This window comes from Malikia granosa (genome assembly GCF_002980595.1).
In the GTDB taxonomy this organism is placed as follows: Bacteria; Pseudomonadota; Gammaproteobacteria; order Burkholderiales; family Burkholderiaceae_C; genus Malikia; species Malikia granosa.
In genome coordinates this window covers 45,416-70,975 of record NZ_PVLQ01000007.1, presented here as the reverse complement: position 1 = coordinate 70,975, position 25,560 = coordinate 45,416, and the positions used below count along the sequence as shown (strand labels likewise).

Below are 25,560 nucleotides of genomic sequence, written 5' to 3'. Positions count from 1 at the left end.
ATCGTAAGGCCAGGCCGTCAGCGTTGCGGCATGTCCCGGTAGGAATAACCCAGGCTGATGGTCGCATCGAGCGGGATCGGCGGCACCGAATCGTTCCAGGCTTCCCAGCTCGCGCGCATCGCGGCCAGACGCTCGGGCTCGCGCGGCCCCAGGTTGGCGCGCTCGCGCTCGTCGGCTGGAATATTGAACAGGTAGTCGTTGCCGTCGACGCGCAGGTACTTCCAGTCGCCGTCGCGCAGCGCGCGCTGGCCGCGGTGGTTCATGCGCCAGAACAGCGGGCGCTCGAACTCCTGCTGCTCGGCCTGCAGCACCGGCAGCAGCGAAATGCCATCGAGCGGGTAGTCCGGATGCGCCGCCACGCCGGCAGCGTCCAGCATCGTGGCCGACCAGTCCATCGTCATGCAGGATTGCTTGCTTTCGCGGCCCGGCGCGATCACCGCCGGCCAGTGCGCGATCCACGGCACCCGGATGCCGCCCTCGGTCAGGTCCATCTTGCCGCCGACCAGCGGCCAGTTGTCGCTGAAACGCTCGCCGCCGTTGTCGCTCGTGAACACGATCAGCGTGTTGTCGAGCTGGCCATTGCGGCGCAGCGCCTCGATCAGCCAGCCTATGCCTTCGTCCATGTGATGGATCATGCGGCGGTAGGTGTGGATGTTGCCGCCATGCAGGTGGAACAGGTTGTCCTTGACCTCCTGGGACAGCGCCTCGTCGTCGCGCGTCTCCCAGGGCCAGTGCGGCGCCGTGTAGTGCAGGCTCAGCAGGAAGGGCGCGTCCTGCTGCGCCATCCGGTCGACATAGTCGACCGCGCGCTGCGACAGCAGGTCAGTCAGGTAGCCTTCCTCGCTGTGCGCCTGCTCGCCGAAATACAGGTCGTGTGTGCCGCTGCTGCTGCAATGGGTGAAGTAGTCGACCCCGCCCGACATCGGGCCGAAGAACTCCTCGTAGCCCGACTTGAGCGGACCGAAGGCGGGCGGATAGCCCAGGTGCCACTTGCCGATCAGCGCGGTGCGGTAGCCGCTGTCCTTGAGCAGCGAGGGCAGGGTCGGCACCTCGGGCGGCAGGCCCAGCACGGTGCTGCCCTTGCTGCGGCTGTTGATTGGCTCGTCGGCACCGCCGCGCAGGCGGTACTGGTAGCGCGCCGTGATCATGGCAAAGCGGGTCGGCGAGCAGACCGGCGAGTTCGAATAGCCCTGGGTGAGCTTGAGCCCGTTGGCCGCCAGCTGGTCGAGCACCGGCGAAACCTTGCCGAACCCGGCATCGCGGCCGCCATAGCAGCCCAGGTCGGCAAAGCCGAGGTCGTCGGCAACGATGAAGATGAAGTTGGGTTTTTTCATGTTGTGAATCTCCTGCGGGTCGCTGGCCTCATTCCACCTTCATGCCGGTGGCGCGCACCAGCTTGGCGTAGCGGTCCGAGATCTCGGCCAGGCGCTTGGCCGCCTCGCTGCCGGTCTGGCCTTCCATGACCATGTCCAGGTTGAGCAGCCGGCTCTCGAGCTCGGGGCGCTTGAGCGCTTCCAGGATGCCGGCCTGCAGCTTCTGCACCACGGCGTCCGGGGTAGCGCTCGGCACCAGGGCCAGGTAGAGGATTTCCTGCTCCAGCTCCTTCAGGCCGAGCTCGCCCACCGTCGGCAGCTCGGGCGCCAGCCGGGAGCGCTTGGCGCTGGTCACCGCCAGGCCCGTGATCTTGCCGCTGCGCACGAAGGGCAGCAGGCCTGGCGTGGCCAGCACGCCGCCATCGACCTCGTTCGACAGCACGGCCGTGACGGCCGGCGAGTTGCCCTTGTAGGGAATGTGGTTGATCTTGATCTGGACCGCGTCGGTGAAGCGCTCGGCCGCCAGGTGGCCGGGGGCGCCGCTGCCCGCCGAGCTCAGGTTCAGGCCCTTGCCCTTGCCGACCGCGATGAAGTCCTTCAGGCTCTTGATGCCGGTGGCCGGATTGACCGCCACCATCATGCCCGACGAGCTCATGATCACCACCGGCTTGAGCTCGCTGTTCTTGAACGGCATCGCCTTGCCGTAGATATGCGGGTTGACCGTGAAGGTGGTGTCGATGCCGAACAGCACGGTATGGCCATCGGCCGGGCTCTTGGCCACCGCGTCGGCCCCGATGTTGCCGCCAGCGCCCGGCTTGTTCTCGACGATGAAGGGCTGCTTGAACTTCTCGGCCAGCACCTGTCCGACCGAGCGCGCCAGCAAGTCCGCCGGGCCACCGGCCGGGAAGTTGCTGACGAACTTGACCGGCTTGCTCGGGTAGTTGTCCTGGGCCATGGCGGGGGCACAGGCGAACAGTGCCGACAGGCACAGGGTCAGCAGGCGGAAGGCAGGGCTTTTCATGATGGGTCTCCTGATGTTTTGACTTGGATCAAACCGATGGCCAAAATGTAATGGCGCGATAATTGCTTGTTCAAATCAACTGTTCTAGGAAAAAACCCTGATGTCATCGACCGGACTGACCGGGCTCGAGACGGTCAACGACCTGTTGCTGTACCGCCTGGGGCGCCTGGTCTCGACCGGCGGAAGCCTGGTGGTGCGGCTGTGCGAAGGCCAGTTCGGCATCACGCGGCGCGAATGGCGGCTGCTGGCGCAGCTGGCGCTGCGGCCCGGCCTGTCGCCGACCGAGCTCGCCAGCCTGGCCAGCCTCGACAAGGCGCGCACCTCGCGCGCCATCGGCGGCCTGGTCGACAAGGGCCTGCTCGAGCGCCGTCCGCTGCCGCAGGACCGGCGCCAGGCCGAACTCGCCTTGACCGCGGCCGGACAGGCGCTCTACGAGCAGCTGATGCCCGAGGCGCGACGCATCAACCGGGAGCTGCTCGCGCCGCTGAGCGCTGCTGAACTGGTGCAGCTCGACGACCTGCTGAACAGATTGCAGGCCCATGCCAGCCTGGTGGTGCAGCACAACGACGAGCAACTGCCCCGGGTCCAGCGCCACAAGGGCGGCCGTGGCCGCTTCACCGCCGGCGACAGCCGCTAACTGCTAACCGCCAACGGCAGACGCAAAAAAACCCGCCGGGGAGGTCCCAGGCGGGTTGTTCTTGGCGACGGCTGCAGCTGCAGCCGTCAGGCGGGCATTACATGCCCATGCCACCCATGCCACCCATGCCGCCCATGTCGGGCATGCCGCCGGCCGGAGCGTCGTCCTTCGGGGACTCGGCGACCATGCACTCGGTGGTCAGCATCAGCGAAGCGACCGAAGCGGCGTTCAGCAGCGCGGTGCGGGTCACCTTGGTCGGGTCCAGGATGCCCATCTCGATCATGTCGCCATAGGTGTGGTTGGCGGCGTTGAAGCCGTAGTTGCCCGAACCTTCCAGCACCTTGTTGACGACCACGCTCGGCTCGTCGCCGGCGTTGGCGACGATCTCGCGCAGCGGGGCTTCGATCGCCTTCAGGACCAGCTTGATGCCGGCGTCCTGATCGTGGTTGTCACCCTTGAGGGCGCCGATGTTGGCGCGGGCGCGCAGCAGGGCCACGCCACCGCCGGCCACGATGCCTTCTTCCACGGCAGCGCGGGTCGCGTGCAGCGCGTCCTCGACGCGGGCCTTCTTTTCCTTCATCTCGACTTCGGTGGCAGCGCCGACCTTGATCACGGCCACGCCGCCGGCCAGCTTGGCCACGCGCTCCTGCAGCTTCTCGCGGTCGTAGTCGCTGGTGGCTTCCTCGATCTGGATGCGGATCTGCTTGACGCGAGCCTGGATGTCGTCCTCGGCACCGGCGCCGTCGATGATGGTGGTGTTTTCCTTGCCCACTTCGATGCGCTTGGCCTGGCCCAGGTCAGCCAGCGTGACCTTCTCGAGGGTCAGGCCGACTTCCTCGGCGATCACCTTGCCGCCGGTCAGGATGGCGATGTCTTCCAGCATGGCCTTGCGGCGGTCGCCGAAGCCCGGAGCCTTGACGGCGACGACCTTCAGGATGCCACGGATGGTGTTGACCACCAGGGTCGCCAGCGCCTCACCTTCGACGTCCTCGGCGATGATCAGCAGCGGACGGCCAGCCTTGGCAACGGCTTCCAGCGTCGGCAGCAGGTCACGGATGTTGCTGATCTTCTTGTCGAACAGCAGGACAAACGGGTTGTCCAGCAGGGCAGCCTGCTTTTCCGGGTTGTTGATGAAGTAGGGCGACAGGTAGCCGCGGTCGAACTGCATGCCCTCGACGACGTCGAGCTCGTTCTGCAGCGACTTGCCGTCCTCGACGGTGATCACGCCTTCCTTGCCGACCTTGTCCATCGCGTTGGCGATGATCTCGCCGATGCTGTAGTCGCTGTTGGCCGAGATCGAGCCGACCTGGGCGATTTCCTTGCTGGTGGTGGTGGCCTTGGAAGCCTTCTTCAGCTCGGCGATCAGCGCCTCGACGGCCTTGTCGATGCCGCGCTTGAGGTCCATCGGGTTCATGCCGGCGGCGACATACTTCATGCCTTCGCGCACGATCGACTGGGCCAGCACGGTGGCGGTGGTGGTGCCGTCGCCCGCGTTGTCAGAAGTCTTGGAAGCGACTTCCTTGACCATCTGGGCGCCCATGTTCATGAGCTTGTCCTTGAGCTCGATTTCCTTGGCCACGGACACGCCGTCCTTGGTCACGGTCGGGGCGCCGAAGCTGCGCTCGAGCACCACGTTACGGCCCTTGGGGCCCAGGGTGACCTTGACCGCGTTGGCCAGGATGTTCACGCCTTCGACCATGCGAGCGCGTGCGTCAGCGCCGAAAACAACGTCTTTTGCTGCCATTTTTCAGATTCCTTGGATACTTAAATTATTCGGTTGGGAGCAGAGCCAGCCTGCGCGCTGCGCGGCGCCGGGTCTGTCTCGCCATGGTCAGATGGGGACCGGGCTGGCTTGCGCCAGGGCAGTCCCCATGAACCTCAGGCCTCGACGACTGCGAACAGGTCGTCTTCCTTCATGACCAGCAGCTCGTCGCCGTCGATCTTGACGGTCTGGCCGCTGTACTTGCCGAACAGGACGCGGTCGCCGACCTTGACGGTCAGGGCCTTGGTCTCGCCCTTGTCGTTGGTCTTGCCCGGGCCGACGGCCAGCACTTCGCCCTGGTCGGGCTTCTCGGCGGCGTTGTCGGGGATGTAGATGCCCGATGCGGTCTTGGTTTCGTTTTCCAGGCGCTTGACGATCACGCGATCGGCGAGGGGACGCAGTTTCATGGGATTCACTCCGAATTCAAAGACACAGGGGTTGTCAGGGCTGGCCCCGGATGCTGTTAGCACTCGTTGCCATCGAGTGCTAATCATAAGGGCTGAAAGCCGGCTTTTCAAGCCTGGGGTCTATGCCCGATCGACCGGGCCGGCTTCCGGGGCCGCAGCGGACGCTGGCGGCCTGTCCAGGGCCTGCAGGGGCAGGGATCAAGCACCGGCTTTGCACCCAGGCGGAATGGAGGAGGGCAAAGCTCGACTAAGGGAAGACCCTTGGGACCCTAGCGAGCGAAAGTGTCGTTTTTATGACACGTTTTGCCCTCAAACTAAGGGTAAACCTGGATTTTCGGCCCGTTATCTGGTGAAATTGTCTGGCATTTTCATTTCCTGTGATGAAAGTTTGCCAGGCGCATCTCGTTGCGTCCAACCCCAACCTCAAGAGGAATTCGATATGAAAAAGTCTCTGATCGCTCTGGCCGTGCTGGCCGCCGCTGGTGCCGCTTCCGCTCAATCTTCCGTGCAGCTGTACGGTACTGCTGACGTCTGGTTCGGCAGCGTCAAGAACCTCGGTCAGAAAGCTCAGACCGTTCTTGAAGATGGCGGCGTTGACGACAGCCGTTTCGGCCTGAAGGGTTCGGAAGATCTGGGCGGTGGTCTGAAGGCCATCTTCACTCTGGAGCAAGGTTTCAAGCTCGACAACGGCGCTCAAGCCGCTGCTGGCCAGGCTTTCAGCCGTGAAGCGACCGTCGGCCTGGAAGGCAAGTTCGGTACCGTCAAGCTCGGTAAGCAGTTCAACGCTTTCGACGACGTGAGCGGCGCTGCTGCCACCGTGTTCGACGGCGCCCTGACCCCGATGAACAACGTGTTCGAGTCTGGCGCTTTCGCTACCAACGACAACAACACCGTCAAGTACCTGTCGCCCTCGTTCAGCGGCTTCTCGGGTTCCGTCAGCTACAGCTTCGGCGAAAACAAGACCGCTACCGTTGACGCCACCAACAACTACGCGCTGGCTGGCCAATACGCCAACGGCCCGTTCGCTGCTGGCATCGGCTACGCCGTCAAGGATCTGGGCGCTGCTGGCGAAGACAAGGCCACCCGCCTGAACGGTTCGTACAACCTCGGCGTCGCCACCCTGAAGGCTTCCTACGGCCTGGTTGATTTCGCCAACAACAACGAAACCAACGAATACGAAATCGGCGTCGACTACCCGGTCGCTTCGAACCTGGTCCTGTCGGCTGGCTACGCCTTCTCCAAGAAGGAAAACGGCGCTGGCGCCAAGCTGAGCGAAACCAACGGTTTCGGTCTGGCTGCTGCCTACCTGCTGTCCAAGCGCACCACCGCCTACGTCGGCGCTACCCAAGCTACCACCGAAAACGCTGCTGGCGTGGACACCGCCAAGAAGACTGTCTACGCAGTCGGCGTCAAGCACAACTTCTGATCCTGCAGCGGGCTGACCCGCTGTCGATCGCAAGTCAAAAGCCAGTCGGTTCGCCGGCTGGCTTTTTTTATGCTCGGCTCGACCGCCGGCCGGGTCGCGACAAGGCCCGCTTGCGGGTCGGCCGAGGCTTGATCAAACCCATGGTTAACCCTAGTTTGTCGCATGTTTGCAACATTTTTCGGGCATAACGCGGATTCGATCCTTGGTGGGTATGGGGCTCTCTGCTTTAATTCATTCAGCTTCTCTTGCTGGAAGTCAGGTGCGGCAGGATGCTGCGGCCGAAGTAAACAATTTTTGGAGAGACCCCATGAAAAAGAATCTGATCGCCCTGGCCGTGCTGGCCGCTGCCGGTGCCGCTTCCGCCCAATCCTCCGTGACCCTGTACGGCCGCGTCGATGCTGGTCTCGTCAGCGCCAAGGCTGTCGATGCAGCGGGTGTGAGCCTGACCCAAACCAAGCTGGACTCCAACGTCCTGAACAACAGCCTGTGGGGCTTCAAGGGCACCGAAGACCTGGGCAACGGTCTGAAGGCCAACTTCGTGCTGGAATCCGGCATGAGTATGGACACTGGCGCTCAAGCCGACACCACCAAGCTGTTCAACCGCAAGGCCACCGTCGGCCTGTCGGGCAACTTCGGTAGCGTCGAACTGGGCCGCAACTACACCGCCTACGACACGCTGCGCAGCGCGACCAACAACACCGGTGATACCAACATGGCTGTGACCGGCGACGTGTGGAAAGTTGGTGGCGACTACAACCTGCGCACTGACAACTCGGTCCGTTTCGACAGCGCCAACTACAGCGGCTTCAGCGGTTCCGTGGCTTATGCCTTTGGCGAGAACAAGAACGCTGCTGACAACCTGAACAACGGCGCTACTGATACCGTGTCGCTGCATGTCAAGTATGCCAACGGCCCGCTGCTGGTCGGTTACGCACACCAGACCGAAGAGCAGAAGCGTAGTGTTACGGTTCCCTCCTCCACCAAGTACAACCTGATCGCCGGTTCCTACGACTTCGGCGTCGTCAAGCTGAATGCTGGCTACAACAAGGTCAGTGGTTCCGCTGCCCGTGGCGATGACACCGAGTACCAAGTCGGCGTGTCGGCTCCGTTCGGCGCCACCACCGTCTACTTCGGCTACGCCAACGGCAAGAACGAAATCGGCGCTGTCGAGACCAAGCGCGCCGGCTTCGACTTGGCTGCTACCTACGCCCTGTCCAAGCGCACCACCGCCTACGCTGGCTACAAGACTTATGAAACCAAGAACACCAAGATCGAAAACACCGTCTACGGCGTTGGCGTCCGTCACGTCTTCTGAGTTCCCGCTGGCGTGAGCCAGCTGGTCTGAAGAGAAGCCAAAGCCTGGCCGCGCAAGCGGCCAGGCTTTTTGCCATCCAGGCATGAGCATGCCGTGTGTCCAGGCGGCACAATCCGGGCATGGACCTCAGCCTCTGCCTGCCCGGTGCCGTCCGGATCGACACCCATATCTCGACCGTCTGGCTTGCCGGCGACTACGCCTACAAGCTCAAGAAGCCGGTCAAGCTACCCTTCCTGGATTTCTCGACCCTGGCCTTGCGCCGGCATTTCCTGGCCGAGGAACTGCGCCTGAATCGGCGCACCGCCCCCGAGCTCTACCTCGACCTGCTGCCGGTCACGGGCAGCGCCAGTGCGCCCAAGCTGGGCGGTACCGGCGAACCGATCGAATGGGTGCTGCGCATGAGGCGCTTTCCGGCAGGCCAGCTGCTGTCCGAGCTGGCCGCATCCGGGCAGCTGGAGGCCTGTCACATCGACGCGCTGGCCGCGCATGTGGCGGAATTCCATCGCCACCTGCCCGCGCTGGCGCCAGCCGAGGCGCCGGCCAAGGAGGTCGTCGCCTGGACCTGCGAGAGCCTGGACGAGGCCGAATCCCATCCCGGGCGCCCGCCCGAGGTCGATCGGGCCCGGGTACTGCGCCTGCGCGAGCGTCTGCTGACCTTGCTCGCGGCCCAGGCCGGCTGGCGCGCGTACCGGCTGCAAGGTGGTTTCCTGCGCGAGTGCCATGGCGACCTGCACCTGGGCAATCTGGTGCTGTGGCGCGACGGGGTGGTCGCCTTCGATGCAATCGAGTTCGAGCCCGCGCTGCGCTGCATCGACCTGGTCAACGACGTCGCCTTCGCCTTCATGGACCTGCTGGCCTGCGGGCGCCCCGAACTGGCCTGGCGCCTGGTCAATGGCTATGTCGAGCGCAGCGGCGATTTCGACGGCCTGACTGGCCTGCGTGCCTTTGCTGCCTACCGTGCGCTGGTGCGGGCCAAGGTGGCCCTGCTGTCGGGCCAGCCCGCGGGCTTCCTGCGCTACTGGCCGCTGGCCGAAGCGCTGGCGGCCGATCCGTCGCTGCCACGCCTGCTGCTCGTCATGGGGCTGAGCGGCGCCGGCAAGTCCACGCTGGCGGCCATGCTGGCCGAGCAGTCGGGTGCCATCAGGCTGCGCTCCGATGTCGAGCGCAAGCGGCTGCACGGGCTGGCGGCGACCGACCGGCCCGCTCCGGGGCAGGATCTCTACGGCGCCGAGGCGACCCGGGCCACTTACGCGCGCCTGCTCGAGCTGGCCGATGGCTTGCTGGCCGCCGGCCATTCGGTGGTGGTCGATGCCACCTTGCTGCACCAGTCCGAACGTGCCGCCTTGCGCCAGCTGGCGCAGCGGCGCCAGGTCCCCTGCCTGCTGGTCGAATGCCGCGCCGACCCGGCGCTGACGGAGCGTCGGCTGCTGGAGCGCGCGGCGGCTGGCAGCGATGCGTCGGATGCCGGAATCGAGGTGCTGCGGCGCCAGCGCGAGGCGGTCGAGGCGGTCCCGGCCGACTGGGCCGCCGGGCACCGCGTGCTGTTCAACGATGGCAGCCTGGAGCAGCTGAGGACAGCGGCAGCGGCCTTGCTGGCGGACTGGACGCCCTGAGCCTGGCTGGCGGCTGCCAGCAGGTGGGTGGCTGCTGCAGGCTCAGCGGTCTGGCTAGGGTCCGTCTTCAGCGTGTCGCAGCCGGTGGCCACTCGACTTCGCTCGCTGGCCGGAACGGCCCGATCGGGCTCGATGACTGGCCGAGCCGGGTCAGGCGGATGTCCTCTTCGCTCGGGTAGCGGCCCAGCAGCAGGTAGTCGAACACCCGGCGCGCGATCGGTGCCGCGCTGGCGGCGCCGAAGCCGGCGTTCTCGACGATCACGGCCAGCGCGACCTGCGGCTTGTCGGCCGGCGCGAAGGCCGAATAGAGGGCGTGGTCGCGCTGGCGCTCGGCCAGCCTGGCGGCGTTGTAGCGGTCCTTCTGGCCGATCGTGACGGCCTGCGCAGTGCCGGTCTTGCCGCCGCTGCGGTAGGGCGCGCCGGCGAAGACCCGGGTGCCGGTGCCTTCGGTCGTCACGCCCTCCATCGCGCTGAGCACGACCGCCACGTGTTCGGGTTTGACCCCGAGCGATACGCCCGCGCCGACCTCGGCCGGGGTCTCGACCCGGGTCACGACATCCTGGGTGGCCAGCATCACATGGGGCTTGTGCTTGACGCCGCCGTTGGCCAGCGTCGCGGTCGCGTGCGCGAGCTGCAGCATGGTGAAGTTGTTGTAGCCCTGTCCGATGCCGAGCGAGATGGTTTCGCCCGCATACCATTTGCGTTGCTCGGGGCGCTTGTAGGTATTGCGCTTCCATTCCTGGTTCGGCAGCACGCCGCGGACCTCGCCGCGCAGGTCGATGCCGGTGATCTGGCCGAAGCCGAACGGCTGCATGAAGTCGTGGATCGCATCGACGCCGAGGTCGTTGGCGAGGATGTAGTAGTAGACGTTGCTCGACATCACGATGCTGCGGCGCATGTTGACCGCCCCGAGCCCGCCGTCGCCATGGCTGCGGAAGCGGTGGCCGCCGAACTCCCAGTAGCCCGGGTCGTTGATCACGGTCTCGGGCCTGCGCTTGCCGAGCTCGAGCGCGGCCAGTGCCATGAAGGGCTTGTAGGTCGATCCGGGCGGGTAGGTGCCGCGCAGCGCGCGATTGAGCAGCGGCTTGTCGATCGATTCGTTGAGCGCCTTCCAGTTGTCGACATCGATGCCCTCGACGAACAGGTTGGGGTCGAAGGTTGGCTTGCTGACGAAGGCCAGCAGCTCGCCATTGCGCGGGTCGATCGCGACCAGGGCGCCGCGCCGGTCGCCGAACAGGTCCTCGACCATCTTCTGCAGCTTGATGTCGATCGTGAGCTTGACGGTATTGCCGGGCGTCGCGGGCGAGTCGGCCAGCTTGCGCACCGCGTGGCCGCCGGCCGAGGTCTCGACCCGCTCGAAGCCGGTGATGCCGTGCAGCACCTGCTCGTAGCTCTGCTCGACCCCGAGCTTGCCGATGTACTCGGTGCCGCGGTAGTTGGCGATCTCCTCGTCGGTCCAGTCCTCCATCTGCGCCTTCTCGCGCGCGTTGATGCGGCCGATGTAGCCGATCACATGGCTGGCGGTCTCGCCCAGCGGGTAATGGCGGAACAGCCGGGCCTGGATCTCGACGCCCGGGAAGCGGTAGCGCTGGGCCGCGAAGCGGGCGATCTCCTCGTCGCTCAGGCGGGTGCGGATCGGGATCGAGTCGAAGCGGCGCGATTCCTCGGACAGGCGCTTGAAGCGGCGCAGGTCGCGCGGGGTGATCTCGATCAGCTCCTTGAGCCCCTCGATCACCTCGTCGAGCTTGCCGGCCTTGGATGGCGTGATCTCGAGCGTGTAGGCCGAGTAGTTGTTGGCCAGCACCACGCCGTTGCGGTCCGTGATCAGGCCGCGGTGCGGGACCACCGGCAGCACCGCGATCCGGTTCGATTCGGCCTGCTCGAGCAGGTCATCGTGCCGGATCACCTGCAGGTAGAACATGCGCGCGAGCACCAGCCCGAAGCAGAAGGTGGCGAACAGGCCGGCCACCCAGACCCGGGAGCGGAACTGGGACAGTTGCTGCTCGAGGTTGCGCAACTCCATGGCGGATCAGAGCGGACGGCTGTCGTCGGGGTCGTGCGGGCGCCGCTGCGGCGCCAGCAGCAGCCAGTTGGCCGGCAGCCAGAGCACGGCCTCGACCAGCGGTGCCAGCAGCGCGCTCCAGTCGGGCCAGCCCGATCCCGTCAGCAGCCGCACCAGCCATTGCAGCGCGTGCGCGGCCAGCAGCAATGGCAGTACATGCAGGGCCTGGGTCGGCAGCGCGAACCAGAGCAGGCGCCGGTGCACCTGCAGTCCCAGGTAGGCGAGTGCCGAGAAGGCCAGCGCATGCTGGCCCAGCAGCGCGCCCTGATGCACGTCCAGTGCGACGCCGAAGACGAAGCAGCTGCCGATGCCGAGCCGGCGCGGCTCATGCACGACCCAGAACAGCAGGGCGACGGCCAGCAGGTCGGGCGGCCAGGCGGCCCGGCCGCTCAGGCCCATGCCCAGCATCATCTCGAGCAGCAGCGCGAGCAGCAGGCTGAACCAGATGAACCAGGGCTTGACGGGCAGCAGCAGGGGCTGGCCGGCCGGCATGATCATCGCTTGCTCCCTTCGGTGTTGCGCAGCGGCTTGCCGCCGGCCAGCGGCTCCAGCACCAGCAGCTGCAGCGAGTGCTCGGTGCGCGCCATCGGCTGGCAGAGCACGCGGGCAAAGCCGCCCTCGCCCTGGTGCGTGACACTGTGGATGCGTGCCACCGGCAAGCCGGGCGGGTAGATCCCGTCGACGCCGCTGGTGGTCAGCAGGTCGCCGACCTCGAGGTCGGCGCTGGCCGCGACGAAGCGCAGTTCGAGCAGTCCCAGCCGGGGCTGGCCATAGGCGACGCTGCGCTGGCCGGTGCGGGTGTTGAGCACGGGAATCGCCTGGTCGCGGTCGGTCAGCAGCGTGACTTCTGACACCAGCGGGTAGACCCGAGTGACCTGGCCCAGCACGCCATAGCCGTCCATCACGGGCGAGCCGGGCTTGATGCCCTGGGCCTCGCCGCGGTCGATCACGAGCTTGCGGGTGTAGGGGTCGGCGCTGTCATACAGGGCCTCGGCGCCATGCGCCTGCACTTTCAACCGCTCGCGCATGCCGAGCAGGGCGCGCAGCTCGCGGTTCTCCTGGCCCAGGTGCTCGACCTGGGCTGCGCGCTGGACCTGACGCGTCAGCTCGGTCCTGGCGGCATGGGCTTCCTGCTGCGCTTCCTGCAGGCTGCCGAAGTAGCCGCTGCCCGACTGCAGCGCGCGGATCGGCGCCAGTGCCAGCCATTGCAGCGGTGTCAGCGCGGTCGCCACGGCTGCGCGCACCGGCGCACCCAGCTGCAAGCGGGTATCGACCACCATCAGCAGCACCGACAGCGCGCCCAACAGCAGCAGCTTGGACAGGGGCGTGAGGCCCTGCCTGAACAGTGGCGGTGCTCGGCGGTCTAAGGTCGCCTTGGGCATGACCCGGGCCGCTCAGGGCTTATTCGTTCGAGAGGACGCTGCCGCCGAGGCGGTCCATGCGCTCGAGCGCCATGCCGCAGCCGCGCACCACGCAGGTCAAGGGCTCCTCGGCCACCAGCACCGGCAGGCCGGTCTCCTCGGCCAGCAGGCGGTCGAGGTCGCTCAGCAGCGCGCCGCCGCCGGTCAGCATCATGCCGCGCTCGGCGATGTCGGCGCCCAGCTCGGGCGGGGTCTGCTCGAGCGCGATCTTGACCGCCGAGACGATCTGGTTCAGCGGGTCGGTCAGGGCCTCGAGCACCTCGTTGCTGCTGATCGTGAAGCTGCGCGGCACGCCTTCGGACAGGTTGCGGCCCTTGACCTCGATCTCCTTGATCTCGGCGCCGGGAAAGGCCGAGCCGATCTGCTTCTTGATCGATTCGGCGGTCTGTTCGCCGATCAGCATGCCGTAGTTGCGGCGGATGTAGTTGATGATGGCGTCGTCGAACTTGTCGCCGCCGACGCGCACGCTGCCCTTGTAGACCATGCCGCCCAGGCTGATCACGCCGACCTCGGTGGTGCCGCCGCCGATGTCGATCACCATCGAGCCCGAGGCTTCCGACACCGGCAGGCCGGCGCCGATCGCGGCGGCCATCGGTTCCTCGATCAGGTAGACCGCGCTGGCGCCGGCGGCCTCGGCCGCGTCCTTGATCGCGCGGCGCTCGACCTGGGTCGAGCCGCAGGGCACGCAGATGATGATGCGCGGGCTCGGCGTCAGCAGGCTGCGCGGGTGCACCATCTTGATGAACTGCTTGATCATCTGCTCGGTGACCACGAAGTCGGCGATCACGCCGTCCTTCATCGGACGGATCGCCTCGATGTTGCCCGGCACCTTGCCGAGCATGGCCTTGGCTTCCTTGCCGACGGCCTGGATCGTCTTCTTGCCGCTCGGGCCGCCTTCGTGGCGGATCGCGACCACCGAGGGCTCGTCGAGCACGATGCCCTTGTCGCGCATGTAGATCAGGGTGTTGGCGGTGCCGAGGTCGATCGCCAGGTCGGTGGAGAAATGCCGACGGAAAACTTCGAACATGTCTGGATATCCTGTGAGGCCTGCCGGCGGCTGTGGCGCGGCAGCGCCTGGTATGGGGGGTTGTAGCTGGACTGGGGGCTGGCCGATATCAGTGCTTGGCGCGCGAGAACGCGGTAGCCGCAGCGGTCGCCAAACGGGGGATAATACCGCAATGGCCTGTCTCTAAGGCCTTTTGGCGGCAAGCTTTTTTGTAACGAAGTTCCGGTTGCGAAGCCGGATCTGTCCCACTTTCTGGACCCCGCAATGTCCCTGACCCTGCCAGATATCGGGCGCATCGCCCATCTCGCGCGGCTCGAGCTCGACCAGGCGCAAGCCGAGCGCATGCTGACCCGGCTCAACGGCTTTTTCGACCTGGTCGAGCAGATGCAAGCGGTCGATACCGCCGGTGTCGAGCCGCTCGCGCACCCAACCGCCGTGATCGGCCAGGTCGCGCTGCGCCTGCGCGACGACGTGGTGAGCGAAGCCAACCAGCGCGAAGCCAACCAGAAGAGCGCCCCGGCCGTCGAGAACGGCCTGTTCCTCGTGCCCAAGGTGATCGAATGAGCGAGCTGTATCAACTGGATGTGAGCGCCCTGGCCACCAAGCTGGCTGCGCGCGAAGTCTCTAGCGTCGAAGTCACGCAGGCCCTGCTGGACCGCGCCCAGGCCAACGCCGACCTCGGCGCCTACCTGGCGCTCGACCCGGAGGTCAGCCTGGCCCAGGCCCGTGCCGCCGATGCGCGGCTCGACAGCGGCGAGCGCACGCCGCTGCTCGGCGTGCCGATCGCGCACAAGGATCTGTTCGTCACCAAGGATTTCCCGACCACCGCCGGCTCGAAGATGCTGGAAAACTACCGCAGCCCCTTCGACGCCACCGTGGTCGCGAAGCTGGCCGCGGCCGGCGCCGTGACGCTGGGCAAGCTCAACTGCGACGAGTTCGCGATGGGCTCGGGCAACGACAACTCGGCCTACGGCCCCGCGCTCAACCCCTGGGACAAGACCCGGGTGCCGGGCGGCTCCTCGGGTGGCTCCTCGGCCGCCGTGGCCGCGCGCCTGGCGCCGGCCGCCACCGGCACCGACACCGGAGGCTCGATCCGGCAGCCGGCGAGCTTCACCGGCATCACCGGCATCAAGCCGACCTATGGTCGCTGCTCGCGCTACGGCATGGTGGCCTATGCGTCGAGCCTGGACCAGGCTGGCCCGATGGCGCGCAGCGCCAGGGACTGCGCGCTGCTGCTGTCGGCCATGGCCGGCCCCGACCTGGACCGCGACTCGACCAGCCTGGACCGGCCGGCCGAGGACTACGCCGCCGCGCTCGGACTGCCGCTGTCGCCCGAGGCCACGGCAACCCAGCCCTTGAAGGGCCTGCGCATCGGCCTGCCGCAGGAATTCTTTGGCGCCGGTTGCGCGCCCGACGTGCTGGCGGCGGTCCATGCCGCGCTGGCCGAATACGAGAAGCTCGGCGCGACCCTGGTCGACATCAGCCTGCCGCGCACCGAGCTGGCGATCCCGGCCTACTACATCATCGCCCCGGCCGAGGCCAGCTCCAACCTGAGCCGCTTCGACGGCGTCAAGTTCGGCCACCGCGCCGAAAAGTATGCCGACCTGACCGACATGTACAAGAAGTCGCGCAGCGAGGGCTTTGGCGAGGAAGTGCAGCGCCGCATCCTGACCGGTGCCTATGTGCTGAGCCATGGCTACTACGACGCCTACTACCTGAAGGCGCAGCAGATCCGCCGCCTGATCGCGCAGGACTTCCAGAGCGCCTTCACGCAATGCGACCTGATCGCCGGTCCGGTCGCGCCCAGCGTGGCCTGGAAGATCGGCGCCAAGTCGGACGATCCGGTCGCGGCCTACCTGGCCGACATCTACACCCTGCCGGCCTCGCTCTCTGGCCTGCCGGGCATGAGCGTGCCGGCCGGCTTCGGTGCTGATGGCATGCCGGTCGGCCTGCAGCTGATCGGCAACTACTTCCAGGAGTCCCAGTTGCTGGGCGCCGCCCACCATTTCCAGTGCGCCACCGACTGGCACCAGCGCGCGCCCAAGGAGTTCGCATGAGCAAGAAGCAAGCCTCCCTGCTGGTGCAGGGCTACGAGGTCGTGATCGGCTTCGAGACCCATGCCCAGCTCTCGACCAACAGCAAGATCTTCAGCCGCGCCAGCGTCGCCTTCGGCGCCGAGCCCAACACCCAGGCCTGCGCGGTCGACCTGGCCTTGCCCGGCACGCTGCCGGTCATGAACCGTGGCGCGGTCGAGCGCGCGATCCAGTTCGGCCTGGCGGTCGGCTCGCATGTGGCCGAACGCAGCATCTTCGCGCGCAAGAACTATTTCTACCCCGACCTGCCCAAGGGCTACCAGATCAGCCAGTTCGAGATCCCGGTGGTGCAGGGCGGCGAGGTGTCCTTCTACCTCGGCGACGAGAAGAAGACCGTGCGCCTGGTGCGTGCCCACCTCGAGGAGGACGCCGGCAAGTCGCTGCACGAGGACTTCCACGGCCTGTCCGGCATCGACCTGAATCGCGCCGGCACGCCGCTGCTCGAGATCGTCACCGAGCCCGACATCCGCTCCAGCGCCGAGGCCGTGGCCTATGCCAAGGAGCTGCACAAGATCGTGACCTGGATCGGCATCTGCGACGGCAACATGCAGGAAGGTTCCTTCCGCTGCGACGCCAACGTCTCGGTCAGGAAGCCCGGCGCGCCGCTGGGCACCCGCCGTGAGATCAAGAACCTGAACAGCTTCAAGTTCATGCAGCAGGCGATCGATTTCGAGGTGCGCTGGCAGATCGAGCAGATCGAGGACGGTTACGAGATCGAGCAGGCCACCGTGCTGTTCGACCCCGACACCGGCGAGACGCGCGCTATGCGCACCAAGGAGGACGCGGCCGACTATCGCTACTTCCCCGATCCGGACCTGCCGCCGCTGGTCATCGAGCGCGACTGGGTCGAGCGGGTGCGCGCCGAAATGCCCGAGCTGCCGCGCGCGCAGGCCGAGCGCTTCGTCGCCGACTACGGCCTGCCCGAGTACGACGCCACCACGCTGACGCAGAGCCCGGCGATGGCGGCCTATTTCGAGGCGGCGGCCAAGGCCTGCGGCCAGCCGAAGCTGGTCAGCAACTGGGTCATGGGCGAGGTCTCGCGTCGCCTGAACGCCGAGGAGCGCGACATTGCCGCTGCGCCCGTGGCTGCCGCCCAGCTGGCGGCCTTGATCCAGCGCATCGCCGACGGCACCATCAGCAACAACGCCGCCAAGCAGGTGATGGATGCGCTGTGGGCCGGCGAGGTGCCTGCGGGCGAACCGCTGGCGCAGATCGATGCGCTGGTCGAGTCCAAGGGCTTGAAGCAAATGAACGACAGCGGCGCACTCGAAGCCATCGTCGACGAGGTGCTGGCGGCCAACGAGAAGAACGTCGCCGAATACCGCGCCGGCAAGGACAAGGCCTTCAACGCGCTGGTCGGCCAGGTCATGAAGGCCAGCAAGGGCAAGGCCAACCCGGCCCAGGTCAACGAGGTCCTGAAAGCCCGCCTGGGCTGACCCGCCACAACAGCCCGTCCTGCGCCGGGTTGTTGTCGCGGCCTGATGCCGGCTGGCGCCGGCTTCAGCGCCCGGCCGGTGCCCAGAGCTGGCGCAGCCGCACGAGTTCCTCGTCGAAACGCTGTTCGATGCGCGCGCGCTCGCGCAGCTGGGCCGCCAGCTGGGCCGACTGCAAGGCGCGCTGGCGCACGTTTTCCTGCTCCAGTTGCCTGAGCCCGGCCGGTGCCAGGCCATGCTTCTGGCGGTAGAGCTCGAGCTTGGCCGCTATGCCCTGGCCTTGTCGGCTCAGCTCGGATTCACGCATCCGCATCGCGGCCAGCAGACCGTCCTGCTGGGCCAGCCATTCGGCCCTGGCCTTGGCATGGGCCGCCAGATCGGGGTAGCGCAGCACCAGCGCGCGGTCCCTGCGCCGGTCTTCCTTGAGATGGATCTGCAGGTTGGCCTCCTGCTCGAGCCGAGCGGCCTCCTGGGCCCGCTCGCTGGCCGTCAGGACCGGCGGGACGATGCGCTTGAGCTCGCCGCTGGCCCGCAGTTCGCGCTGGCCCGTTGCCATGCATTCCGCAATCGGCCGGTCGGCGGTGATGCGTCGTCCGCCGGGATCGACGCAGACATAGATGCTGGGCTGGCCGCCGGCCGCGAAGCCCTCGTCCTGGGCCCAGGCCAGACCCGGGCTGCCCGCGCCGCCGAGCAGCACCAGACCGCACCAGACCGCCGCCTGGGCACCAGGCCTGGACCCGACGGGCTGGTCTGCCATGATCGCTGTTCCTCCGTCCTTGGCCTCTGCCGAGGCGGGCGGGCTCAGGCCACGCCGTAGCGGTCGCGGTAGGCCTGGACCCGGTCGCGGTGCTCGGCCATCTCGCCGCCCACCTGCTGCTGCAGATAATGCAGCAGGTCGGACAGTTGCGCAATCGCGCAGACCTGCAGGCCGAGCTGGCCGCGCACATACTGCACCGCGCTGTAGGGCACGTCGCGCACGCCGTCCGGCGTGACTTCGGTCGCCATCTCCTGGCGATCGAGCGCAATCGCGACCGCATGCGGGATGGCGCCTGCGGCCTTGATCAGCGCGATCGACTCGCGCGCGGCGGTGCCGGCGCTCATCACGTCGTCGACGATCAGCACCCGGCCCTGCAGCGGGGCGCCGACCAGGCTGCCGCCTTCGCCATGGTCCTTGGCTTCCTTGCGGTTGTAGGCGAAGGGCTTGTTGACGCCCAGCCGCGCGAGCTCGATCGCGACCGCCGCCGCCAGCGGGATGCCCTTGTAGGCCGGGCCGAAGATCATGTCGAACTCCAGGCCGCTGGCCTGGATGCGCCGGGCGTAGAAGGCCGCCAGCCGGCCCAGCTTGGCGCCATCGTCGAACAGGCCGGCATTGAAGAAGTAGGGACTCAGGCGACCGGCCTTGGTCTTGAACTCGCCAAAGCGAAGCACGCCCGATTCGACGGAAAATTGCACAAATTCCAGCGCCAGTGCGTCGTCCGACGCCGGCTTGTTCGCTTCAACCACCATGGGAAATTCCTTGTTCAAACTCACCAGCCTCAACCTCAACGGCATCCGATCCGCCACTTCCAAGGGGCTGGAAGACTGGGTCGCAGCCCAGGCGCCTGATTGTATTGGCGTGCAGGAACTCAAGGCGCAGGGCACCGACGTGGCCGGCCGCTTCGAGCAGCTCGCCGGCCTGCAGGGCTATTTCCACTATGCCGAGAAGAAGGGCTATTCGGGCGTCGCGCTCTACAGCCGGCACGAGCCCAGCGAGGTGATCGTCGGCCTGGGCGAGCCCGAGTTCGACGCCGAGGGCCGCTACGTCGAGCTGCGCTTCGATACGCTGTCCAAGAAGCGCAGCCTCGTCAGCTGCTACTTTCCGAGCGGCTCGTCGAGCGAGGAGCGCCAGCAGGCCAAGTTCCGCTTTCTCGAGCTGATCTATCCCCAGCTGCAGCGCATGAACGCCGAGCGCGACTACGTGCTGTGCGGCGACGTCAACATCGCGCACCGCGAGATCGACCTGAAGAACTGGAAAGGCAACCTCAAGAACAGCGGCTTCCTGCCCGAGGAGCGCGCCTGGATGAGCAAGCTGCTGGACGAGGCCGGCCTGGTCGACGTCTACCGCCATCTGCACCCCGAGGAAGGCGAGGGCAGCTACACCTGGTGGAGCAACCGCGGCCAGGCGCGCGCCAAGAACGTGGGCTGGCGCATCGACTACCAGCTGGCCAGCCCGGCGCTGGCCGTACAGGCGCGCCGCGCGAGCATCTACAAGGAGCAATGGTTCAGCGACCACGCGCCGCTGACCATCGAGTACGACTGGACGCTGTGAGCCCGTTCCGGCCGCTCAGTCCTGCTCCGGTCGCTCCAGCTTCCAGCGCGCAAGCTTGCCGCCCTCGAACTCGCAGCTCACACTCGAGCCCGAGCCATCGCGCCAGCGATAGACCTCGGGCTGCGCGCCTTCGTCCGACAGGCGCTCGCCGAGCGCGCGCGTCTGCGCGATCACGTGCATCAGCGGGCGTCCCGGCTGCAGCTTGGCGTTGAGCATGACCGCGCTGTCGACATGGCCGACGGGCCGGTTGGCGGCGCGCTTCATCACGCCCATCAGGCGCGTGAAGTGCAGCAGCAGCCACATCACCAGGCCGGCGCCCGCGAAAGCCAGGCCGGGCCAGCCGAATTGCGACTGCGCCAGCACCAGCAAGGCCGCCACGCCGCTCCACAACAGAATGCTTTGGAATTTCATGCCGGCATTGTCGCCGCAGCCGGCCCGCATCGCTCGGTCGTGACCTGACCGGAAAAAATCGGCACAATGAACCGGCCAGCCGGCGGGCATGGGGCTCGTCGCTCGTTTTCGATCCGGGCCAGAACTTGCCAGACCTTTCTTCCGACCCTGTCGCTGTTGCCGCCTCGGCCTATCCCAGGCCCAGGATGCCGGACGAGCTCTGGCAGCTGCTGCAGAACCCGCAGTCCTCCGCCCATGGCGCGCGCCATCTCGGCGATGCGCTGGTGCGCAGCGGCCTGCTGACGGTCGAGCAGCTGTCCGAGGCGCTCGCGACCCAGGCCCAGCAGCGCTCGCTCGGCATCCAGCGCCAGCTCGGCCAGCAGCTGGTCGAGAGCGGCCTGCTGACCGAGGCCCAGCTGCGCCACGTGATCGCGGGCTGGCTCGGCAACCGGGTGCTCGATCCCTCGCTCTACCTGTTCGACCAGGAGGCGCTGGCGCTGGTGCCGCGTAGCTTTGCCGAGCGCGAGGCGGTGCTGCCGCTGCTGCTGCAGGACGACATCCTGGTGCTGGCGATGGCCGATCCGCTCGACAAGCGGCTGCTCGACGAACTGCGCTTCATGACCCAGCGCCGCATCGTCGCGGTGCTGGCGGCGCCCGGCACGCTGATGCCCTCGGTCGCGCGCGCCTACGAGCCGCAGTTCGGCGCCGGCGAGCTGCCCAGGTCCAAGGAGGTCAGCCGCGCCTCGTCGCGTGACCTGGTCAACGACCTGCAGGCCGGCGCGGAAGTCGGCCGCGAGCCCGAGGCCGATGTCGTCAGCGAATCGGACAACACGCTGGTGCGCCTGATCAACTCGCTGATCGCCGAGGCGATCGCGCAGAAGGCCTCCGACATCCACATCGAGACCCAGCCCGCGCCGCGCAAGGTCAGGATCAGGTTCCGCATCGACGGCGAGCTGCGGCGCTACCTCGAGGTCGAGTCGCGCTTCCGCTATGCGCTGGTCGCGCGCATCAAGATCATGGCGGGGATGGACATCTCCGAGCACCGCAAGCCGCAGGACGGCAAGATCGACTTCGCCCGCTTCGGCGGCAGCAAGACCGAACTGCGGGTCGTGACCGTGCCGACCCACAGCGGGCTCGAGGATGTCGTGCTGCGCCTGCTGGCCGGCTCCAAGCCGATGCCGCTCGACTCGATCGGCCTGAGTGCCGACAACCTGGCCGAGCTGCGCCGGCTGGCGCTCAAGCCCTACGGCCTGGTGCTGGTCTGCGGCCCGACCGGCAGCGGCAAGACCACCACCCTGCATTCGCTGATCAGCGACATCAACACCGAGAATCGCAAGATCTGGACCGCCGAGGACCCGATCGAGATCACCCAGGAGGGCCTGCGCCAGGTGCAGATGAATCCGCGCATCGGCTGGACCTTCGCCAATGCGATGCGGACCTTCCTGCGCGCCGATCCCGACGTGATCATGATCGGCGAGATGCGCGACGAGGAGACCGCGCGCATCGCCATCGAGGCCTCGCTGACCGGCCACCTGGTGCTGTCGACCCTGCACACCAATTCGGCGCCCGAGAGCATCGCCCGGCTGCTCGAGATCGGGCTCGATCCGTTCAACTTCTCGGACTCGCTGCTGGCCATCCTGGCCCAGCGCCTGGTGCGCCGGCTGTGCCAGCAATGCGTCGAGATCCGCCCGGCCGCCGCGGAGGAGATCGAGGCCCTGGCCCACCAGTACCTCGACGGCCATTCACCGCACGAGCCGCGCGAGGTCGCGGCGCTGATCGAGCGCTGGCGGCGCGACCATGGCCGGCCCGACGCCTTCGGGGTCCGTCGATTGCACAGCTTCGTGCGGCATGGCTGCGAGGCCTGCGAGCAGCGCGGCTACAAGGGCCGGCTCGGCATCTACGAGCTGATGCTCAACGACGAGCAGATCCGCCACCATATCCGCCACCGTGCCCCGGCCGGCGAGATCCGCGAGTCGGCGCTCGGCGCCGGCATGCGCACGCTGCGCCAGGACGGCATCGAGAAGGTGGTTGCCGGCCTGACCGACCTGGCCGAGGTGATCGCCGCGACCAATATGTGAGTGACCTGGCTTGCCTACAATGGGGCGCATGCTGCAATACCTCACGATACCCGTCACGCCCTTCCAGCAGAACTGCTCGCTCGTCTGGTGCGACCAGACGCTCGACGCCGCCGTGATCGATCCGGGCGGCGACCTCGAACTGGTGCTGGCCGAGGTCGACCGGCTCGGGCTCAAGCTCGGCCAGATCTGGCTGACGCACGCGCATATCGACCATGCCGGCGGCACCGCCGAGCTGTCCAAGCGCCTGGGCCTGCCTATCATCGGTCCGCACGAGGGCGACCAGTACTGGATCGACGGCCTGCCGATGCAGAGCGTCAAGTTCGGCTTCCCGCCGGCTGGCCATTTCACGCCGACGCGCTGGCTGCATGACCTCGACCGGCTGCAGCTGGGCCGCAGCGAGGTGACGGTGCGCCACTGTCCGGGTCATACGCCGGGCCATGTGGTGTTCCATTCGGCCGAGGCCCAGCGCGCCTTCGTCGGCGACGTGCTGTTCGCCGGCAGCATCGGCCGCACCGACTTCCCTGGCGGCAACCACGAGCAGCTGATCGCCAGCATCACGCAGCGCCTGTGGCCGATGGGCGACGACACCATCTTCATTCCGGGCCATGGCCCCGAGAGCAGCTTCGGCCGCGAACGGCGCATGAACCCCTATGTGCGCGGTACCTGAGCGCGTTCCGGCCCGGCTTCAGCCCCTGGCCTGCTGGTAGAGTGGCATCACCCGGGGCAGGTTGTCCTGCAGCTCCTGGATCCGGTTCGGACCGCTCGGGTGGGTCGACAGGAAGCCCGGTCCGCCGCGGCCGTTGGCCGCCATCATCTTGCGCCAGAGCGAGACGCTGGCCTGCGGGTCGTAGGCCCCGCGCGCGCCGAGCTCGAGTCCGACCAGATCGGCCTCGGTCTCGTCATCGCGGCTGTACTTGAGGCTCAGCAGCTGGGTGCCGAGGTCGGCGGCGACCTCGCCGAGCTGGCCCAGCCCCAGCAGGCGTGCGCCCAGCGTCAGTCCCAGGCTGGTGGCCTGGGTCTTGGCCAGCCGCTCGCGCGCATGCTCGCGCAAGGCGTGCGCCATCTCGTGGCCCATGACCATCGCGGCCTCGTCGTCGCCGAGCTTGAGCTTGTCGAGGATGCCGGTGTAGAAGCAGATCTTGCCGCCCGGCATGCAGAAGGCGTTGACCTGCGGGTTGCCGATCAGGTTGACCTCCCATTGCCAGCCGCGCGAGCGCGAGTTCCACGGCGCGGTGTAGGGGATCAGGCGCCGCGCGATCTGGCGCAGCCGCTGCAGCTGGGGATGCTGGTCGGGTGCCAGCGCTCCCTTCGCCCGCGCCTGCTCGAGCATTTCCCCGTACTGCTGCCGCGCCGCGCTCTCGAGTTCCTCGGCCGGCACCAGGTTGCGCAGCGCCGAGGCCTCGCCGACATCGACCTGGGCCTGCGCCGTGGCGCTCGCCAGTCCGGTGGCCACCGCTGCGCCGGCCAGCAGGAAGCCGCGCCGCGGCGACCAGGGCCCGGCCTGCCCTTCATCAAGGCTACCGGTCGGGGCTGAAAGAGTGGATTTCGCGTCGCAAAGCCAGCACATGCGCCAATAATAGACAAAAGCCTGCCGCCCGCGCAGGTTTTCTGTTTCAAGCTGTACATGCCTCCATCCGATCCCCGTCCCGCCGCCACGCTGGCCGAACCGCAGTCCGAGCCGCCGCTTTCCTGGCGCGCCACCCTGCACGTCTACCTCGAGCCCGCCGGCCTGCGCCTGTTCGCGCTCGGCTTTGCCGCCGGCCTGCCGCTGCTGCTGGTGCTCGGCACCCTGAGCTTTCGCCTGCGCGAGGCCGGACTCGACCGCGCCACCATCGGCTACCTGAGCTGGGTCGGACTGGCCTATGGCTTCAAGTGGTGCTGGGCGCCGCTGGTCGACCGGTTGCCGCTGCCGGGCCTGAGCCGCTGGCTCGGCCAGCGCCGCGCCTGGCTGCTGCTGTCCCAGTCCTGCGTCATGGCCGGCCTGGTCGGCATGGCGCTGACCGACCCGCGCTCCGACCTGCAGACCATGGTGGGCTGGGCCCTGCTGGTGGCCTTTGCCTCGGCGACGCAGGACATCGCGCTCGATGCCTTCCGCATCGAGTCGGCCGATGCCCGGCACCAGGGGGCGCTGGTCGCCTGCTACCAGACCGGCTACCGGCTCGCGATGATCTGGGCCGGCGCCGGGGTGCTCTGGCTGGCCGCGCGCGCCGAGCTCGCACCAGCGCTGGCGGCCGGTTACCAGCAGACGGCCTGGCGCAGCGCCTACCTGGTCATGGCCGGCTCGATGGCGATCGGCCTGCTGACCGTGCTGCTCTCGCCCGAGCCGCTGCGCCGCGAGATTCCGCCAGCGCGCGACTTCGCGACCTGGCTGCGCGAGGCCATGGTCGAGCCCTTCGCCGAATTCCTGCAGCGCTACGGCTCCCAGGCCCTGCTGCTGCTGGCGCTGATCGGGGTCTACCGCATCAGCGACGTGGTGATGGGCATCATGGCTAACCCCTTCTACGTCGACATGGGCTACAGCAAGGACGAGGTCGCCGCCGTCACCAAGGTCTATGGCGTGATCATGACCCTGGCCGGGGCCTTTGCCGGCGGTGCGCTGGCGCTGCGCTGGGGCGTGATGCGGGTGCTGATGCTGGGCGCCTTGCTGAGCGCCGTCAGCAACCTGCTGTTTGCCTGGCTGGCCTGGCACGGCCATGACCTGCTGGCGCTGATCGCGGTGATCGCCGCCGACAACCTGAGCTCGGGCATCGCCTCGGCCGCCTTCGTCGCCTACCTCTCGAGCCTGACCCATGTGAGCTATTCGGCCACCCAGTACGCGCTGTTCAGCTCGATGATGCTGCTCGCGCCCAAGTGGCTGGCCGGCTATTCGGGCGTCTTCGTCGATGCCTATGGCTACAGCAGCTTCTTCGTCGGCACCGCGCTGCTCGGCCTGCCGGTGCTGCTGCTGGTCTGGCTGGCCTCCCGGGTGCAGGCCAGGACATCAGGCTAGTGGTTTTCCCGTATTTCTTTCATCCCGGGCCTGGGTCCCCTGTCCTGGCTGATGCACAATAGCGGCAATTGTTGTCACACTTTCCCAGCACAAGACTGTCGCTGCGGGTGAATGCCGGCCTCTAGACCGCGTCATCACCTGCTGCCTGATTTCCAACGACGTCCTCTAGGACTTGCCGCCGCCCAGCTGGGCGGCGTTTTTTTGTCCCTTGTGCCCTGGTCCCAGACGGGACATCCTGCCAGAAGCCGGCCAGGATGGCGGCGATGGGCGCACAATCAGCGCGTTT

The 25,560-nt window shown here is 67.3% G+C and carries 23 protein-coding genes; 11 read left to right on the top strand and 12 right to left on the bottom strand.

Annotation, left to right across the window (positions count from 1 at the left end):
• Window positions 1–17: 17 nt before the first annotated feature.
• Window positions 18–1,334 (bottom strand): sulfatase family protein, encoded by a 1,317-nt coding sequence (locus C6P64_RS01025; RefSeq protein WP_105746734.1) that lies wholly within the window; start codon window positions 1,332–1,334, stop codon window positions 18–20.
• Window positions 1,335–1,362: 28 nt separating this feature from the next.
• Window positions 1,363–2,334 carry a Bug family tripartite tricarboxylate transporter substrate binding protein gene (locus C6P64_RS01020; protein WP_105746733.1) on the bottom strand — a complete coding sequence of 324 codons (972 nt, stop codon included), beginning with the start codon at window positions 2,332–2,334 and terminating at the stop codon, window positions 1,363–1,365.
• A 100-nt stretch (window positions 2,335–2,434) separates the two neighbouring features.
• Between C6P64_RS01020 and C6P64_RS01015 the strand changes: the two genes are divergently transcribed.
• Entirely contained in the window at window positions 2,435–2,971 is a 537-nt protein-coding gene (locus C6P64_RS01015) for a MarR family winged helix-turn-helix transcriptional regulator (RefSeq protein ID WP_105746732.1), read from the top strand.
• A 97-nt stretch (window positions 2,972–3,068) separates the two neighbouring features.
• On the opposite strand, the gene groL is transcribed toward C6P64_RS01015, so the two are convergent.
• Window positions 3,069–4,715 (bottom strand): chaperonin GroEL, encoded by a 1,647-nt coding sequence (gene groL, locus C6P64_RS01010; protein ID WP_105746731.1) that lies wholly within the window; start codon window positions 4,713–4,715, stop codon window positions 3,069–3,071.
• Between the two features lie 134 nt (window positions 4,716–4,849).
• Window positions 4,850–5,140, bottom strand: a complete 291-nt coding sequence (gene groES, locus C6P64_RS01005) for a co-chaperone GroES (RefSeq protein ID WP_105746730.1) — start codon at window positions 5,138–5,140, stop codon at window positions 4,850–4,852.
• Window positions 5,141–5,579: 439 nt separating this feature from the next.
• Here groES and C6P64_RS01000 point away from each other — a divergent pair, with 439 nt between their 5' ends.
• From C6P64_RS01000 to C6P64_RS00990, 3 genes are all read left to right on the top strand, one after another.
• Entirely contained in the window at window positions 5,580–6,566 is a 987-nt protein-coding gene (locus tag C6P64_RS01000) for a porin (RefSeq protein WP_170073015.1), read from the top strand.
• Window positions 6,567–6,873: 307 nt separating this feature from the next.
• Entirely contained in the window at window positions 6,874–7,881 is a 1,008-nt protein-coding gene (locus C6P64_RS00995) for a porin (RefSeq protein ID WP_170073014.1), read from the top strand.
• A gap of 119 nt (window positions 7,882–8,000) precedes the next feature.
• Complete coding sequence (locus C6P64_RS00990) at window positions 8,001–9,494, top strand: bifunctional aminoglycoside phosphotransferase/ATP-binding protein (protein WP_105746727.1); 1,494 nt, start codon at window positions 8,001–8,003, stop codon at window positions 9,492–9,494.
• A 67-nt stretch (window positions 9,495–9,561) separates the two neighbouring features.
• Here C6P64_RS00990 and mrdA read toward each other — a convergent pair whose 3' ends face one another.
• Genes mrdA through C6P64_RS00970 form a run of 4 tightly spaced genes read right to left on the bottom strand, consistent with a single transcriptional unit; the run spans window position 9,562 to window position 14,004 of the window.
• Complete coding sequence (mrdA, locus tag C6P64_RS00985; RefSeq protein WP_105746726.1) at window positions 9,562–11,517, bottom strand: penicillin-binding protein 2; 1,956 nt, start codon at window positions 11,515–11,517, stop codon at window positions 9,562–9,564.
• A 6-nt stretch (window positions 11,518–11,523) separates the two neighbouring features.
• The gene (gene mreD, locus C6P64_RS00980) at window positions 11,524–12,054 is read right to left on the bottom strand and encodes a rod shape-determining protein MreD (protein ID WP_105746725.1); all 531 of its coding nucleotides are present in this window, start codon (window positions 12,052–12,054) and stop codon (window positions 11,524–11,526) included.
• Window positions 12,051–12,938 carry a rod shape-determining protein MreC gene (gene mreC / locus C6P64_RS00975; RefSeq protein ID WP_105746724.1) on the bottom strand — a complete coding sequence of 296 codons (888 nt, stop codon included), beginning with the start codon at window positions 12,936–12,938 and terminating at the stop codon, window positions 12,051–12,053. Before mreC ends, mreD begins: the two co-directional genes overlap by 4 nt.
• A gap of 19 nt (window positions 12,939–12,957) precedes the next feature.
• Window positions 12,958–14,004: a rod shape-determining protein gene (locus C6P64_RS00970; protein ID WP_105746723.1), complete on the bottom strand. Its 1,047-nt coding sequence runs from the start codon at window positions 14,002–14,004 to the stop codon at window positions 12,958–12,960.
• Window positions 14,005–14,247: 243 nt separating this feature from the next.
• On the opposite strand from C6P64_RS00970, the gene gatC reads away from it, so the two are divergent.
• From gatC to gatB, 3 genes are read left to right on the top strand one after another with little or no spacing between them, the layout of a single operon-like run.
• Window positions 14,248–14,547, top strand: a complete 300-nt coding sequence (gatC, locus tag C6P64_RS00965) for an Asp-tRNA(Asn)/Glu-tRNA(Gln) amidotransferase subunit GatC (RefSeq protein WP_105746722.1) — start codon at window positions 14,248–14,250, stop codon at window positions 14,545–14,547.
• Complete coding sequence (gatA, locus tag C6P64_RS00960; RefSeq protein ID WP_105746721.1) at window positions 14,544–16,040, top strand: Asp-tRNA(Asn)/Glu-tRNA(Gln) amidotransferase subunit GatA; 1,497 nt, start codon at window positions 14,544–14,546, stop codon at window positions 16,038–16,040. The genes gatC and gatA overlap by 4 nt, the downstream gene beginning before the upstream one ends.
• Window positions 16,037–17,512, top strand: a complete 1,476-nt coding sequence (gene gatB / locus C6P64_RS00955; protein WP_105746720.1) for an Asp-tRNA(Asn)/Glu-tRNA(Gln) amidotransferase subunit GatB — start codon at window positions 16,037–16,039, stop codon at window positions 17,510–17,512. Before gatA ends, gatB begins: the two co-directional genes overlap by 4 nt.
• A 64-nt stretch (window positions 17,513–17,576) precedes the next feature.
• On the opposite strand, the gene C6P64_RS00950 is transcribed toward gatB, so the two are convergent.
• Window positions 17,577–18,266: a DUF4124 domain-containing protein gene (locus C6P64_RS00950; protein WP_146115836.1), complete on the bottom strand. Its 690-nt coding sequence runs from the start codon at window positions 18,264–18,266 to the stop codon at window positions 17,577–17,579.
• Between the two features lie 44 nt (window positions 18,267–18,310).
• Window positions 18,311–19,015 carry an orotate phosphoribosyltransferase gene (pyrE, locus tag C6P64_RS00945; protein WP_105746718.1) on the bottom strand — a complete coding sequence of 235 codons (705 nt, stop codon included), beginning with the start codon at window positions 19,013–19,015 and terminating at the stop codon, window positions 18,311–18,313.
• Here pyrE and C6P64_RS00940 point away from each other — a divergent pair.
• Window positions 19,014–19,817 carry an exodeoxyribonuclease III gene (locus C6P64_RS00940; protein WP_105746717.1) on the top strand — a complete coding sequence of 268 codons (804 nt, stop codon included), beginning with the start codon at window positions 19,014–19,016 and terminating at the stop codon, window positions 19,815–19,817. The two genes, pyrE and C6P64_RS00940, sit on opposite strands and share 2 nt — an antisense overlap.
• A gap of 15 nt (window positions 19,818–19,832) precedes the next feature.
• Here the strand turns inward: C6P64_RS00940 and C6P64_RS00935 are convergent, their stop codons facing one another.
• Window positions 19,833–20,228, bottom strand: a complete 396-nt coding sequence (locus C6P64_RS00935) for a glycerate kinase (protein ID WP_105746758.1) — start codon at window positions 20,226–20,228, stop codon at window positions 19,833–19,835.
• A gap of 125 nt (window positions 20,229–20,353) precedes the next feature.
• On the opposite strand from C6P64_RS00935, the gene C6P64_RS00930 reads away from it, so the two are divergent.
• Together C6P64_RS00930 and C6P64_RS00925 are read left to right on the top strand one after the other, a co-directional pair.
• Window positions 20,354–22,285: a GspE/PulE family protein gene (locus C6P64_RS00930; RefSeq protein WP_342747505.1), complete on the top strand. Its 1,932-nt coding sequence runs from the start codon at window positions 20,354–20,356 to the stop codon at window positions 22,283–22,285.
• Between the two features lie 28 nt (window positions 22,286–22,313).
• Entirely contained in the window at window positions 22,314–22,952 is a 639-nt protein-coding gene (locus C6P64_RS00925; RefSeq protein ID WP_105746757.1) for an MBL fold metallo-hydrolase, read from the top strand.
• Between the two features lie 18 nt (window positions 22,953–22,970).
• Here C6P64_RS00925 and C6P64_RS00920 read toward each other — a convergent pair whose 3' ends face one another.
• Window positions 22,971–23,852, bottom strand: coding sequence for a M48 family metallopeptidase (locus C6P64_RS00920; RefSeq protein ID WP_105746715.1), 882 nt, complete (start codon window positions 23,850–23,852; stop codon window positions 22,971–22,973).
• 57 nt (window positions 23,853–23,909) lie between these two features.
• Here C6P64_RS00920 and C6P64_RS00915 point away from each other — a divergent pair, with 57 nt between their 5' ends.
• Window positions 23,910–25,274 (top strand): AmpG family muropeptide MFS transporter, encoded by a 1,365-nt coding sequence (locus C6P64_RS00915; protein ID WP_105746714.1) that lies wholly within the window; start codon window positions 23,910–23,912, stop codon window positions 25,272–25,274.
• Window positions 25,275–25,560 lie beyond the last annotated feature (286 nt).

Excerpts from the sequence above, each read along its gene's own strand:
- C6P64_RS01025 (WP_105746734.1), bottom strand. The coding sequence starts at position 1,334 with ATGAAAAAACCCAACTTCATCTTCATCGTTGCCGACGACCTCGGCTTT.
- C6P64_RS01020 (WP_105746733.1), bottom strand. The coding sequence starts at position 2,334 with ATGAAAAGCCCTGCCTTCCGCCTGCTGACCCTGTGCCTGTCGGCACTG.
- C6P64_RS01015 (WP_105746732.1), top strand. The coding sequence starts at position 2,435 with ATGTCATCGACCGGACTGACCGGGCTCGAGACGGTCAACGACCTGTTG.
- groL (WP_105746731.1), bottom strand. The coding sequence starts at position 4,715 with ATGGCAGCAAAAGACGTTGTTTTCGGCGCTGACGCACGCGCTCGCATG.
- groES (WP_105746730.1), bottom strand. The coding sequence starts at position 5,140 with ATGAAACTGCGTCCCCTCGCCGATCGCGTGATCGTCAAGCGCCTGGAA.
- C6P64_RS01000 (WP_170073015.1), top strand. The coding sequence starts at position 5,580 with ATGAAAAAGTCTCTGATCGCTCTGGCCGTGCTGGCCGCCGCTGGTGCC.
- C6P64_RS00995 (WP_170073014.1), top strand. The coding sequence starts at position 6,874 with ATGAAAAAGAATCTGATCGCCCTGGCCGTGCTGGCCGCTGCCGGTGCC.
- C6P64_RS00990 (WP_105746727.1), top strand. The coding sequence starts at position 8,001 with ATGGACCTCAGCCTCTGCCTGCCCGGTGCCGTCCGGATCGACACCCAT.
- mrdA (WP_105746726.1), bottom strand. The coding sequence starts at position 11,517 with ATGGAGTTGCGCAACCTCGAGCAGCAACTGTCCCAGTTCCGCTCCCGG.
- mreD (WP_105746725.1), bottom strand. The coding sequence starts at position 12,054 with ATGATCATGCCGGCCGGCCAGCCCCTGCTGCTGCCCGTCAAGCCCTGG.
- mreC (WP_105746724.1), bottom strand. The coding sequence starts at position 12,938 with ATGCCCAAGGCGACCTTAGACCGCCGAGCACCGCCACTGTTCAGGCAG.
- C6P64_RS00970 (WP_105746723.1), bottom strand. The coding sequence starts at position 14,004 with ATGTTCGAAGTTTTCCGTCGGCATTTCTCCACCGACCTGGCGATCGAC.
- gatC (WP_105746722.1), top strand. The coding sequence starts at position 14,248 with ATGTCCCTGACCCTGCCAGATATCGGGCGCATCGCCCATCTCGCGCGG.
- gatA (WP_105746721.1), top strand. The coding sequence starts at position 14,544 with ATGAGCGAGCTGTATCAACTGGATGTGAGCGCCCTGGCCACCAAGCTG.
- gatB (WP_105746720.1), top strand. The coding sequence starts at position 16,037 with ATGAGCAAGAAGCAAGCCTCCCTGCTGGTGCAGGGCTACGAGGTCGTG.
- C6P64_RS00950 (WP_146115836.1), bottom strand. The coding sequence starts at position 18,266 with ATGGCAGACCAGCCCGTCGGGTCCAGGCCTGGTGCCCAGGCGGCGGTC.
- C6P64_RS00940 (WP_105746717.1), top strand. The coding sequence starts at position 19,014 with ATGGGAAATTCCTTGTTCAAACTCACCAGCCTCAACCTCAACGGCATC.
- pyrE (WP_105746718.1), bottom strand. The coding sequence starts at position 19,015 with ATGGTGGTTGAAGCGAACAAGCCGGCGTCGGACGACGCACTGGCGCTG.
- C6P64_RS00935 (WP_105746758.1), bottom strand. The coding sequence starts at position 20,228 with ATGAAATTCCAAAGCATTCTGTTGTGGAGCGGCGTGGCGGCCTTGCTG.
- C6P64_RS00925 (WP_105746757.1), top strand. The coding sequence starts at position 22,314 with ATGCTGCAATACCTCACGATACCCGTCACGCCCTTCCAGCAGAACTGC.
- C6P64_RS00920 (WP_105746715.1), bottom strand. The coding sequence starts at position 23,852 with ATGTGCTGGCTTTGCGACGCGAAATCCACTCTTTCAGCCCCGACCGGT.
- C6P64_RS00915 (WP_105746714.1), top strand. The coding sequence starts at position 23,910 with ATGCCTCCATCCGATCCCCGTCCCGCCGCCACGCTGGCCGAACCGCAG.